The organism is Methylomonas lenta (assembly GCF_001644015.1).
GTDB classification, from domain to species: Bacteria; Pseudomonadota; Gammaproteobacteria; order Methylococcales; family Methylomonadaceae; genus Methylomonas; species Methylomonas lenta.
Window position 1 is genome coordinate 1 of record NZ_LUUI01000002.1, and the last position, 13,513, is coordinate 13,513.

11 protein-coding genes are annotated in these 13,513 nt (G+C 50.8%); 5 read left to right on the top strand and 6 right to left on the bottom strand.

The window, feature by feature from the left end; genetic code table 11:
• Positions 1-148 precede the first annotated feature (148 nt).
• Positions 149-511, top strand: coding sequence for a DUF2750 domain-containing protein (locus A1359_RS00050; RefSeq protein ID WP_232322057.1), 363 nt, complete (start codon positions 149-151; stop codon positions 509-511).
• Between the two features lie 290 nt (positions 512-801).
• Here A1359_RS00050 and A1359_RS00055 read toward each other — a convergent pair whose 3' ends face one another.
• Together A1359_RS00055 and A1359_RS00060 are read right to left on the bottom strand one after the other, a co-directional pair.
• On the bottom strand, positions 802-2,316 hold the full coding sequence (locus A1359_RS00055) for a DUF1254 domain-containing protein (RefSeq protein WP_066976139.1): 1,515 nt from the start codon (positions 2,314-2,316) through the stop codon (positions 802-804).
• Positions 2,317-2,409: 93 nt separating this feature from the next.
• Complete coding sequence (locus A1359_RS00060; RefSeq protein ID WP_083960413.1) at positions 2,410-3,924, bottom strand: DUF1254 domain-containing protein; 1,515 nt, start codon at positions 3,922-3,924, stop codon at positions 2,410-2,412.
• A gap of 326 nt (positions 3,925-4,250) precedes the next feature.
• Between A1359_RS00060 and A1359_RS00065 the strand changes: the two genes are divergently transcribed.
• From A1359_RS00065 to A1359_RS00080, 4 genes are all read left to right on the top strand, one after another.
• Positions 4,251-5,696, top strand: a complete 1,446-nt coding sequence (locus tag A1359_RS00065; protein ID WP_066976142.1) for an ATP-binding protein — start codon at positions 4,251-4,253, stop codon at positions 5,694-5,696.
• Complete coding sequence (locus A1359_RS00070) at positions 5,696-6,391, top strand: response regulator (protein WP_066976145.1); 696 nt, start codon at positions 5,696-5,698, stop codon at positions 6,389-6,391. Before A1359_RS00065 ends, A1359_RS00070 begins: the two co-directional genes overlap by 1 nt.
• 113 nt (positions 6,392-6,504) lie before the next feature.
• Positions 6,505-6,846 carry a hypothetical protein gene (locus A1359_RS00075; protein WP_066976148.1) on the top strand — a complete coding sequence of 114 codons (342 nt, stop codon included), beginning with the start codon at positions 6,505-6,507 and terminating at the stop codon, positions 6,844-6,846.
• A gap of 92 nt (positions 6,847-6,938) precedes the next feature.
• Positions 6,939-7,406: a DUF6515 family protein gene (locus tag A1359_RS00080; RefSeq protein WP_066976150.1), complete on the top strand. Its 468-nt coding sequence runs from the start codon at positions 6,939-6,941 to the stop codon at positions 7,404-7,406.
• A 31-nt stretch (positions 7,407-7,437) separates the two neighbouring features.
• Here A1359_RS00080 and A1359_RS00085 read toward each other — a convergent pair whose 3' ends face one another.
• From A1359_RS00085 to A1359_RS00100, 4 genes are all read right to left on the bottom strand, one after another.
• Positions 7,438-9,177, bottom strand: a complete 1,740-nt coding sequence (locus tag A1359_RS00085; protein WP_066976154.1) for a SulP family inorganic anion transporter — start codon at positions 9,175-9,177, stop codon at positions 7,438-7,440.
• Positions 9,178-9,449: 272 nt separating this feature from the next.
• On the bottom strand, positions 9,450-10,313 hold the full coding sequence (locus A1359_RS00095) for a polyphosphate kinase 2 family protein (RefSeq protein WP_066976160.1): 864 nt from the start codon (positions 10,311-10,313) through the stop codon (positions 9,450-9,452).
• A gap of 135 nt (positions 10,314-10,448) precedes the next feature.
• Positions 10,449-10,592, bottom strand: a complete 144-nt coding sequence (locus tag A1359_RS22160) for a hypothetical protein (RefSeq protein WP_157200412.1) — start codon at positions 10,590-10,592, stop codon at positions 10,449-10,451.
• A gap of 88 nt (positions 10,593-10,680) precedes the next feature.
• Positions 10,681-13,248, bottom strand: a complete 2,568-nt coding sequence (locus tag A1359_RS00100) for a plasma-membrane proton-efflux P-type ATPase (RefSeq protein WP_066976163.1) — start codon at positions 13,246-13,248, stop codon at positions 10,681-10,683.
• Between the last annotated feature and the right edge of the window lie 265 nt (positions 13,249-13,513).

Below are 13,513 nucleotides of genomic sequence, written 5' to 3' on the forward strand. Positions count from 1 at the left end.
GAATATCATATGCAAGAATCCTGTGTAGGTGCGGATTTATCCGCACAGTGCGAATAAATTCGCACCCACAGCTGACGAACTTGTTTCATGCGCATTCCTAAGCATGCGCTACGAACCCCATCAAGATGAAATCGCAGCAGTTCCAACCATGACTGACGAAGAATTGTTGGAATACTTTATGTACCGAATTTTTGAAACGGATGAAATATGGGGTTTGAAAGAAGCTGGCCAATGGCAAACACACCAGGTACTCGACCAAGAATCCATGCCGGTCTGGCCTTACAAATGCTATGCCGAACAGGCCGTTAACGGCGAATGGCTGCAAAGCAAACCAGTCGCTGAATCAGTAGAATCCTTTACCTATCAAACCTTGAACAAACTCGCCCAACTCGGCAAAGTCATAGAAATCATGCCACGTACATCTGACCCAGGCTGCCTGATAAGTCCGCAACGCTTATTCAGCATGTTGGAAAACACCATGGAGGCGCGTGAATCCAATGTGGGGGATTGAAGGCGACAGATCCCCCTGGACCTGACTCTCGGCCAGAATAAGGTAATTCTTCAAGCAGAACAGCGTAAAACAATTGTAAGCTGAATAAGTGAGCCTATTCGGCAATCATTGTCGCGCAAGGCTTATCTACGCTTCACAATCGCTAAACAGTTACTAAAGTGAGATACATAAAGCTCAGAATGTCATCCAATCACTGATTTGTATTCAGCCCATGGGTGTTTATGCCTAACACTTATCCATCAGCGAGTCGCGTTAGCGGCTACACTGATGGATTTATTGATCAGCCTAGCTCATTGCACTAGTTCGATCTCGCCCGGCCGCCAGGTTTTGTTAATCCATGGTTCCAGCGGTCCATACATACGCAGGATAGTGAACCAGCTCTTGCCCGGTTTGGTCTGTAGCCAGTTACCTTCTTTGCCATTCGGCGCAGTCGGTCCGAAATAGACGTCGTAAGAGCCATCCTCATTCTTGTTCATTCCCTCGGTCAGGCTGCCGACCGTCGGGAATTTTTGGCTGGTTTGGAGCTGCGAACGTGTTTGTGTGTCGTATACCGTAACGGCCCAGAAGTTGTTTACCGGCACATTCGGCGGCAAGTGGAGCTTGTAAGTCTTCGAACCATCAAGCGGCGTCTTGTTGGCATCGAGAAATCCAAGCGCGTAATCCGACCCTTCACCGGCACGAGTCACCGCCATGGCAGGCGTCACGCCGCCGGCATTGAAGTAAAAAAGGGCGCGAGCATCGATATCCATCGTGCCGTCCGATTCAAACGAGGTATTCTTGTTGGCAAACCCCATCGTCCAGCTGCTATTGGGATTGTCGGGATAAATCGCGACCCCGCTGATGCGAGGATGGTAGGTGATAACCCGCGAAGTAGCGTTGCCGAGGGTACCGGCTTCGGTGAGAAGTTTCTTGACCCTATCGTCGGGCTTGAAGGGTTTGCCCTTGACGATACCGATCGAGGCAATCTCACCGCGCACCTCCGGTCCGATCGCGTCAATCGGCTCCCTTTGGATGATTGAATCTAGGATCTCGTAATACCCGAGATCGTTGGGAAATACTGTGTTGAAAGCTTTCCCGGACACGTTGACAAATTCGGTCGGCGCTGGGTCAGCGGCGTTCTTGAGAGGATAGATTTTGAGCCCGCCGGTGATGTTTTCTACCGCCGGTTCCAGCCCGTCTTTGATCGAACCGCGCAGGAACAGGAAGTTACGGTAAGTGGTCGGCTTAAGCAGGAAATATCCATCGGGCACGTCGCCGGTATAGCCCGGAGGCAGGACCAGATACTTGCCGCCCTTGCCTTTATCCGGTCCGGTGACCCCCATATTGCCCACAAACCTCTGCCAGCTGTCGTCTAGGAAACCGAGCATGCCTGGCGGCACTTCAATGACCGTCGGCCCGTCCTTCTCCAGATCCGTGCCGGAATAGGCGTAGAGCGTCGAGGTATTGGCGGTGACCACGAGAGTCTCCGAGTCCATAAGTTGTTCAAAGATGGCTACCTTGTTCGGCGCATCAGCCCCTTCCTTTGCCAGACCGTCTAGGACACTGTTGATCGACACGGCACCGATATTGTCGAGATAGACATCCAGCGCACGCATTCGGTGGAGATTATCGTAGACAGTCTCGACGGTATCGCCAGTTGGCACACCGTCAAAAAACTTCAGACTGCCGATGGGCGTATTGACATTGTCAGGAATGGAGATGGATTGCAGGGTTTCCTGCGAAACCTCGGCGCAGGTAGAACCGGCAACAACCAGTGCGCCGATAAGTGTGGATGTGAGCAGGTATTGTTTATGTGGAGATGTCATTTAAGTCGTTTCCAAGTTGGTGAATTATCGCAGCTGAATGCGTGGGCCGACATTGTTGAGCCAGCCCACGGGATTCTCAGCAGTAATGGTGGATCACTTCACGAGCTCAATCTCGCTTGGACGCCAGGTCTTGTCGATCCATGGCTCCAGCGGGCCATACATCCGCAGGATGCAGAACCAGCTCTTGCCAGAGAGCGTTTGCAGCCAGTTGCTTGCTTTGCCTTCAGGTGCTTTCGGCGCGAAATAGACATCGTAGGATCCGTCCGCATTCTTCTGGAAGCCTTCGCTCTGGCTGCCGACTGAGGGGAATGACTGGCTGGTCTGCAGCATGGAGCGCGTTTGGGTGTCATATATGGTGACTGCCCAGAAGTTGTTTATCGGGACGTTGGGAGGTAGGTGGAGCTTGTATGTCTTGGAACCATCGAACGCATTCTTGTCGGCATCCTTGAAGGCGATTCCGTAGTCGGAACCTGCTCCAGGATGGGTGACCGCCATCGCCGGAGTGACGCCGGTGTAGCCGAAATAGAAGCTGGTGCGAGCATCGAGGTTGCGCGCGCCATCGACTTCAAAAAATACATCCTTGTTGGCAAAACCCATCACCCAGGAGCTGTCGCTGTCGGGGTAGATGAAGTATCCCTTCTGACGAGGGTTGTACAAGGTAGCGCGGGCCGTGGCGTCGCCGATGGTCGCAGCCTCGGTGAGCAGACGTTTCATTCTCGCATCCGGATTGAAGGGCTTACCCTTGACGATGCCGATGGCGGCGATCAGACCACGCGATTCGGCATCCAGTGCATCAATGGGCTCCTTCTGGATGATTTTGTTTAGGGACTCAAAGTAAGTAATGTCACTGGGGGCAATTGTATTGTAACTTTTCCCGGTGATGTTCACGAATTCAGTGTCCGGCGGGTTGTCCACCGCGTTGAGAGGATAAACCTTCAGATGGTCCTTGATGTTCTCCAACGCGGGCTCCAGACCGTCGGCAATCGAGCCGCGCATGAAGAACCAGTTGATATAGGTCGGTGCTTTCAACACAAAGTAGCCTTCGGGCACTTCCCCTGTGTATCCTGGAGGAAGCACGAGATACTTACCCCCCAGCCCCTTGTCCGGACCGGCCACGCCGAAGTTTCCAACAAACCGCATCCATGCATCATCCAACATACCAAGCATACCTGGCGGCACTTCCACAACCGTCGGCCCATAAGCCTCCAAGTCGAGATGGCCAATGGAATACATGGTGGAAGTGTTTCCGGTTAAGTACAGCGAGTGCGAATCGAGTAATTCTTCGGCAACCGCGATCTGGTTGGGTTGGCTCAAGCCGATCGACGCATTACCGCCAATGACGCTATAAACGGAGAGTGCACCCACGTTGTCGAGAAACACCTCAACGGCCCGCATCCGGTCGAGATTGTCATAGACAGTTTCGACAGTGTTGGCAGTCGGCACGCCGTCAAAAAACTCCAGCTTGCCGATGGGTGTCTCGACCTTGTCGGGTATCGAGATGGATTTTAGTAACTCCTGTGACACCTCAGCTTTCGCGACTTCAAGGCAGGGCAAGGCCAACACGGTAGTGGTTAGCAAAACTGTCAATGGATTGAATCGTTGTCTCATAAGAATTTTCCTTAAATATAAAGTCCAGAATTTGATCATACGTGAATTCAATTAAATTTCATAAGCTGGTCAAAATTTAGTCTTGCCTAACAAAGATATAAAATACGTCAGCCAAGTAGGCCGGAATAAGCCGATAGGCGTTTCTGGCAATTTTAAGCTTTATCTTGCCGGAAACGCTGTTCGCTTACTTGTCCCCGGGGAGCATTCCGGCCAACAAAATATTTTGATGCTGTATTTTATGTCAACGCCGGCTAATTTCTGATTATTTTCATAGTTTTTGCACAGTTGCAGGTCATAATGCTGGGCAGTATAAACGAGTGATAACTGTGCACAAATCCATCCGCATCAAATTCTTTCTCACCTTTCTATTCACTACTTTGCTGGTGGTGTCTGGCATGTATCTGTTTATGCGCTGGTCGCTGGATAAAGGGTTTAATGAATTGGTTGAGTCGCGGCAACATGAACGGGTCGAAAACCTAATCGAGAGTTTAAGCGACTATTATGCCGACACTGGCAGTTGGGCGGCTTTAGCGGCAAACAAACGACAATGGTTACAGTTATTAGTCCAATCCGATAACCATCGTCATCGACATCCGGCACCGTGGTTGAACGAAGCTCTGGCGGAACCTGGCAATCGCTGGCCGCCGGATTTGGATGATACGCCTGAACGCACACGGCGTTTTATACCGTTGGAGATGCGAGTGATGTTGTTAAACGCGGAACGGTCGATTATCTTCGGACGAGAGGACATGTTGTCAGAGTTGGCACTGCAACCGATAGCACACGATCATCAAGTGGTGGGTTATTTGGGACTATTGCCAGGCCGGGCGGATAATCAGCTGGGTGAGTTACGCTTTATGGAGCGGCAAACCCAAGCATTCGCCTGGATTGCGCTGTTGATGATCGCACTTTCCGCCTTGCTGGCCTTATTGCTGGCTTACCTGTTGGGTAGACCTATCAAGCAGATTGCCGCCGCCACCAAGCAGCTTGGCCGCGGCGCTTACAACATACGCCTGCCGGTGGAATCCGGCGACGAACTGGGCCAATTAGCGCGCGACTTTAATGAAATGGCCGCTGCGCTGGAACAATCGGAACAAGCCCGACGACGCTGGGTGGCCGATATTTCCCATGAGTTTCGTACACCCTTATCAATTTTGCGTGGCGAGCTGGAAGCTTTGCAGGATGGCATTCGACCGATGAATCCTGCGGCTGTCGATTCGTTACTGGCCGATGTCATGCGACTGAATCGCTTAACCGAGGATTTATATCAACTGGCCTTATCCGACCAAGGCGCATTGACCTACCGAAAAGCCATGCTAGAGCCGGTGCAGATTTTAAAGGCGGATTTATCGGCCTTACAGCCGGAATTTGTCGCCAAGCCATTACAGGTCGAACTGGTCGATCACAGCCAACATGCACTGCGTTTGTTCGCCGATGCGGACCGCATATCGCAATTGTTTCGTAATTTGTTGAAAAATAGCCTTAGTTATACCGACAGCGGCGGTAGGCTGCTGATCAGTATTTCCAACGATGCCACTCAGCTAATCATCGTCATCGCCGATAGCGCTCCCGCTGTGGACGAATCTGAACTGGATAAATTGTTCGAGCGGTTTTATCGGGTTGAAGGTTCACGGAACAGAAACCACGGCGGGGCCGGACTCGGTCTGGCGATATGCAGCAATATCGTAGCCGCGCATAATGGCAGCATCCAGGCGCAAACCTCCAAACTGGGTGGACTTGCCATTAAAATTGAATTTCCTCTAGCAAAATAATGACGCAGAAAAACCGAATACTCATTGTCGAAGATGAACAAAAACTGGCCAAACTGGCGGCTGATTACTTACAGAATGCCGACTTTACCACCGCCATCTTAAACCATGGCGATTCTGTGCTGCCGTGGGTTAAACAACAGCACCCCGATCTGATCTTGCTGGATTTAATGTTACCCGGTCGCGATGGCCTATCGATATGCCGGGAAATCCGCGGATTCAGTCAAATACCCATCATCATGGTCACCGCACGCATAGAAGAAATCGACCGTTTGCTCGGCTTGGAAATGGGCGCTGACGACTATATCTGTAAACCCTATAGCCCGCGAGAGATGGTGGCCCGCGTTAAAGCGGTGCTGCGCCGTTTACAACCGCAAACTCCTGAACCGCATGCCGAAGGTTTGACACTGGATGCCAACAGTTTCCGGGTACTGGCGGCGGGACGCGAAATTGAATTGACGGCGGTAGAGTTTCAGTTGTTGCAAACCTTATATCGGCAGCCTGGACATATTTTTTCCCGCTCCAAATTGATGGATCTGGTGTACCCGGATCAACGCATCGTTTCTGACCGCACCATAGATAGTCACATCAAAAAACTCAGAAAAAAACTGGATGAACTCTTGCCGGACCAGGAGCTGATACATTCAGTCTATGGTGCAGGTTACCGCTATGACAGGCAGCCGGCAGATCATGCTTAACTTGCACAATCTTTCCTTAATTGCTCCCTATTGTTTGCCATATTCATTGTTATAGTAGATACCGAAAACGGAGAAAAGCCGTTTCACTTCCCTTAACTAATGAGAGATTTATCATGAACAAAAAAATCATCACCATCGCACTGGCTTTAGCGCTGCCTTTAGCTGTTTTCGCATTTCCTGGTGGTCAGGACGGCGATCATTTCCAAGGTCATAAAGGCGACAGAGTTGAACGGCTTACTAAGGAATTGAATTTAACGCCTGAGCAAACAAGCCAATTAACTCAGGTTTTTCAAGAAGAACAGGCTAAACGCGATGCGATACGCAAAGAAACCGATCAACGCCTGCAAACTGTTTTAACCCCTGAACAAATGACGAAGTTTGAAGAACTGAAAAAACAACGCCACGAAAAATGGCAAAAACGCCATCAAGAAAAAATGGATAAATCAGCCAAATAAATTCAGCTCTAAAACGCGTTAATTCATTGATTAATCTGCGGCGCCGTCATAGCGCCGCAGATTAAAATCAACCTCGTTTTAAGGAGTTAGCCATGAAAAAGCAAACTATTAAATTCATTTTCGGTTTAGGCTTAGTTATCCTGTTAAGCCAGCATACGGCTATTGCAGCTTCGCATAGAGATGCGGGTGACGCAAAACACGGGCAAAACAGCCCTACCCCTGATCAAGCCAATTATCGCCAGCCAGAAAGTCGATATACAGCACCCAATCCTTACTATAAACCAAGCCACGCGGTTAAACCCTTGCCACGAGGCTATTCCAGAGTGACTGCCAATGCGACCGAACATGTCTATTTTGACGGCATGTTCCATCGACCTGCTCGGCAAGGTTATGTTGCCGTAAACGCTCCGATAGGTGCCGTGATTAACCATTTACCGCGCTTTAATACCGTTACATATTCGCGGGGGCAACCTTACTTTGTCGTCGGCAACACATTTTATCGCAGACATAATAATGGTTATGTTGTGGTGCCCAATCCTGGTAAGAGCTATCGGCACTAAAAAAGAGTCCACCCCTCAAAGGCGATATGGGTTAAGTCGGATCGATAATTGGGTTGTCAGGCTTTAATTTTTCATCTTCCTGAAACCTGTTTACACCATCACTTGTTACCGCAATGGCTTCATGCATGGTCGAGAAAATAAGTGCCTCACCGGTCGCCGAAATAATTCCGTGCCGGTTCATGTCCGCCCGCAAGTAAGAATTAACCCGGCCGAAGACTAATTTAATCTCCCTGCGCGTCAGTTCATCACACAGATCACGCACGCAGCGTGCGGCGGAATAGTCTATGTCTGTCATGGCACCTGCATCGACCACAAACCAACGTACAGGATTCGGAGCGTGCTCTATCAAGGCACGCACTTCATCTGCAAAGCGATTGTCGTTAGCGTAGAACAAGTCCGCGCCAAACCGGTAGACAATTAGACCGGGCTTAGTCTGAAGACCCGGTTTCGCAGCCATTGGTAACCACCGGTTGCTATTGTCCGGCACCAACACCATGGTATGCGGACGATAGCTGTGGCGTACATGGCGGAGCAGCGATAATGCGACCGCCAGCAGTATGCCCTGCTCAAGCCCAACCAAGGCTACCACTGCCGCCGTAACCATGGCTAATATGAACTCGCCGGGGCTCTCTCTACGAATGCCGCGTAGGCTTGGAATATCGACGAGCCCCACAGCAATGGTAAACACAATGCCGGCGAGCACGCTACGCGGTAGATATTGCAATGGCTCGGTAAAGAACAGCAGTACTAACAAGACGATGCCGGCGAACGCAAGTTGAGCGACCTGACTACGCGCGCCGGCAAGATCGGCCATTGCGGTCTGCGTGGGACTGCCGTTGACCACAAAAGCCCCTGAGAATGCTGCGGCTGCATTCGCGGCCGACAAACCGAGAATGTCGGCATCTTCATCGACACGTTCATGGTGAAGCACGCCGAAAACGCGGGATGTTGCCGCACTTTGAGCAATAATAATGACGAAGCAGGATATGGCGATAGGCACCAGCTTGAGCAGTTCGTCCCAGCTTACCGCAGGAAATGCGAGTGTTGGCAGCCCACCGGGCACAGGTCCGATGACAGCGATACCCTGGCCAGCAAAATCGTAAGCGTAGCTGGCCCCGATTCCCGTTAGCACGGCTAACAGCGGTACCGGCAGCCGAGGCAGAAAGTGGTGAAAGCCGAGGATACAGCTTACCACCAGCAGGGAGATTCCGAGCGTGGGGAGATTCACCTGCTGCAAACCATCGATAAGCTGCTGTAATTGGTCGACCGTGTTATGCGCATGCACAGGCATGCCAAACATTTCACCCAACATGGCGATACCGATTTGAAATCCAACCCCGGTAAGAAACCCCACCAACACGGTACGAGAGAGAAAATCGGCAAGAAAACCGAGCTTGAAAATACGTGCCAGCAACAACATGGCAGCGGTCAACAGCGCAACCATACAGACTAAAGCCATGTATTTCTCGCTGGCTTGTGGCGCCATACCAGACAAACCGCTGGAAAAGATGGCCGCAGTTGCAGAATCCGCCGCTACTACCAGATGGCGCGAGGAACCAAAGATAGCAAACATAACCAGCGGCAGCAGAACCGTGTAGAGTCCGGTGACGGCGGGTGTACCGGCGATACGAGTGTAGCCCAGCACCTGCGGAATATTCATCGACGCCAGAGTCAATCCAGCCATAGCATCGCGCAACACTCCACCTCGGCTAAAAGGTCGCAGGCCTGCAAAAAGCTTCAGCCGCATTGCCATTTCAGTTAATTTTTTCACAGCTTAGTTCTTCTGTATCAGCTTCCACAAAGCGCCGGTCATTCCGGGATTGTCGGAATGACCGGCTCATGGAAGGGTTGCAGTTTGGAATCCATGCCATTGGATTCAAGCTTCCCGGCGGTTATGGCAGAGACATTTAATCTGACAAAGAAATTAGTCCTTGTACCCTTCCGGTAACTTCGACAAACAATGGCCAGCCCAGCGAACCGCCTGTATGTTTTTTGAGTGACCGCTGTCTTCCAGTCCATCACGATGCGACCAAGGTAACGTCTTCAATCACCACGCTCTTTACCCACTAGTTTGGCCTGTTTTTGCTCGGCAGCATGGAACTGTTTGGTAATAGTGTCTATATCCACATGCGTAGGCGGCAGCTTCAAGCCCATCTCGTCCATGGTGTCTGCGATAATCTGCGAGATCGCAAGATTGCGAAACCACTTGTGGTTGGACGGGATAACGTACCACGGCGCATGGGGCGTGCTGGTCAGTTCCAGGACATCTTCATAGGCTTCGGTGTATTTTGACCATAATTCGCGTTCGGAGTAATCCGCATCACTGATTTTCCAGTGTCGGGATGGATCGTCTAGCCGCTGTTTGAAGCGTGCCAATTGTTCCTCGGGACTGATATGCAGGAAAAACTTCAGAATGCGGGTGCCGTTGCAGGTAAGCATTTTTTCAAAATCGTTGATCAAATCGTAGCGTTTTGACCAGATGGATTTTTTTGCCAGCTTATGTACGCGCACAACCAGTACATCTTCGTAATGCGAACGGTTAAAGATGACTACCTCGCCCCTAGCTGGTGCGCGCTGGTGCGCTCGCCAGAGAAAATCGTGAGCAGCTTCGTCCTTACTGGGTTGTTTAAAGCCGAACACGGATGTTCCCTGCGGGTTCATGCCACTGAACACATGCCGCACCACACCATCTTTGCCGGCGGCATCAAGTGCCTGCAATACAATCAGCAGTGACTGATCGCCATCGGCATAAAGCAGATACTGCAGCTTATCCATACGAGCAATATGTTCCTGCATGATAGGCATGGCCTTTTCATGTGATTCATGCTGGCCAGTGTAGGACGGATCAACTTTGTTCAGATGAATTTTTTCGCCAGGTTCAACCACGAATTTTTTACGATAGTTCATGCTTGCGTTTCCTTAATAAGCTGATAAATAGAGTGGCATGTCTTTTTACAAATGAAAGATACATTGACACGCATGGCATGTATTCCGCTAAGAGCATGAACAAAATCATCCTCTCAGAAGTGTGAACGCTTGATGCTACCAAACCACAAAAGTCCAAATGGTCCAAGCCACCACAAAGAGTACCAGAGCAATTAATGCGATACCGTGTGGTTTCTTGGCATGCTGCATATAGATGTGGCGTTTTTTGATGGGTGCATGCGGAGAGTTTCGAGTGGGCACTGGTTTTACCTCTAAAATTAATGCGTTGAAGAAGATTGAGCAGAGCAGGCAATTCTGTTCTACCTGCCCTACGAAACACTATATGTACTTAAATGGGCCGATTTAGCATATCCAAACTTTTTATATGACGCACAGTCCGGAAATCGACAAACCGTTCGGTCATCCGTCGGACAAGCCCCAGCAGGAGCATCCAGACCAGATTGTAAGCCCAAATCCAGCCGATCAACGTCCAAGAAATAGGCTCGACCAGCCAGCCAAAGCTACACATCAGCACGGCCAGTATCTGAGTAAACAGGATCGCCAGAAATAAAGGGGCTGCGGGGAAAGGGCGCTGAAAGAACCAGCGCTCGGTACGCGTGACGAACAGCAGCAAGTGACCACCGGCAACCAGCTGCAAAAACACCAGTGATTGTAATTGAGCTTGTGTTGTTAGTCCGAAGTACGCTTGTTCCATTGGATCCGACAACACTTCCATACCGATCAATAGTAAGCCAAACGACTCGACGATCGAAAACAAGCCTAGCACTGCCGAAACACTTAGTAGTCGGGGCATTTTCCAACGAATCGGCTTTTCGCTGACCGATGTATTGTCATAGGCGATAGCCATAATCGGCACATCATCAAGCAGTGACATAGCGACGATCATGATGGGCGTCAGTGGAGTGAAGCCGAGAAAAATAGTGGATAACACAACCAGGAACATGATATCCATGGTCAATGCCACCCGGTAAATGGTGTAGCTGGTAATGCGACCAAAAATCCGTCTTGCTTCGTCGATGGCACTGTTAATCACTGACAAACCGGGGGCAGTCAGAATCAGGGCCGCCGCACCGCGTGCCGCATCAGTGGCTCCGGAAACAGCTGTACCGCAATCGGCTTGCTTCAGAGCGGGAGCGTCGTTAACGCCATCGCCGGTCATTGCCACCAGATGTCCGCGTGATTGCAAGGCCTTGACAATAGCGTATTTGTGTTCAGGAAACACACGAGCGAAGCCGTCCGCTCGTTCAATCAGGTCCAAAATTTCCGTTGGCACATTGTTGGGATCCATGTCTTTGGGAAACGCATCCGCCGCCGCAATGATGTTGGTGCCCATACCCAGCTGTCTTGCCGTTTCGATTGCAATTGCAGTGTCGTCACCGGTAATCATTTTTACCTGTACGCCTTTTTCGCGGGCATTTTCAATGGTCAATTTCGAATCGTCACGCGGCGGGTCAAACATCGGCAGTATGCCCAATAACGACCAGGTCACTCCATCATCCTCCGAACGCGCAACACCCAGAGCACGCGAACCTTTGGCAGCCAGTGCGGCAACCGTATCGGTGACTTTCTGTGCAACTTCCGCTGAAGGTTTGGCAAGATCAACAATCGCCTGTGGCGCGCCTTTAGTGACGATAAAGGATTTGCCTGCCGGGTCGGTGACCTTAGCTGCAGTACGCTTGGTGACCGGATCAAAAGGTACAAACTTGAGTTTGTTCCAGTTGTTGAGGATGTCTTGATTCTTCAGCGCCGAAATGACCGCAGTATCAATGGCATCCCGATCTTCGATGTTCGACGCCAGCGCTGCAGTCAAAATGCATTCTTGCGCGTCATGGCCCGCGATCAGGATAGGCTCTGCCAGCGAGAGCTGATTCTTGGTCAGGGTGCCGGTTTTGTCTGAGCAGAGAATGTTGACGCCTGCCATCTCTTCTATGGCCGAAAGTTTGGATACAATAGCCTGCTCCTTCGATAAGGATAGCGCCCCAAGCGCCATGGTCATCGAAAAGACTGTCGGCATGGCCACCGGGATTGAGGCAACCAGTAATACCAATACAAACTGCAGGATGCTAAGGGCATCGTTAATCCCCCAATCGTTGGCAACCACAATATCGTGATAAACCCTCACAGCGACCATGATCAGTGCCAGCACGACCGCGATAATAATCAGAAAATTGCCAATCTGGAACATAGCCATCTGGGCGTGACTGACCGCTCCTGCTCCGGCAACCAGCTTGGCTGTGCGGCCAAAAAAGGTATTGGAGCCGGTGCCGATAACCACGCACGTCATCTCGCCTTGTTTAACCACACTACCCGAATAGGCCTCATCACCCACCTTTTTGGTTACCGGCAGCGATTCACCGGTGAGTGCTGCCTGATCGATGGAGGCATAATCTCCGCTAACCATCCGCACATCGGCGGGAACAATCATGCCCAAACGTATTTTGACGATGTCACCAGGAACCAGGGTCGTAGCTGTCACTGTTTGCCATTTACCGTCACGCATGGCGGTGGCCTCCAGCGCCAGTCCTTTCTTTAGCTCCGCCAGGGCATTCGTGGCTTTGCGATCCTGCCACATTTCAAGTCCGACGTTGAACAGCAGCAAAAAGCCGATGATGGCAAAGTCATCCCAATGGCCTATCAATGCAGAAACCAGCGCTGCCGCCTCTATCATGTAGGCGATAGGTCCCATGAAATGCCCCAGAATTTTGCTTGCCAGGCTTTCCTCTTTTTCTACCAGAGCATTCGGGCCATATTGGGCAAGCCGCTGTTGAGCTTCTGAGCTGCTCAATCCCCGTTCAACTTGCACACCGAGCTGAGCAAGCACCTGCTCGACAGGGATATTCTCAAGGTCGGCATCCACTGTGCTTTTTGTGCCGGAGGGTTGTTTTTCATTTAACATAGTAAATCCTCTGATAACTGCGTAGTTTGCACCTTGCAGCGTAATTGACATTTTTGACTGAGACCTAAATGTTAGAATAGCAGTTAAGCAATTATGTGCACATCTAACCTGACAACAAGCTAATAACGACCGAACACAAAACGCTGTGCTGCTGCCTAGCGTCCCTACTGTGAAATAAAATAGATATGGAACATCTGACGGTCTGAAAACCTGATGCCCGCTTGATTAACGCGAACATCACCTCTTGTCTATGCAGTACCCTGGC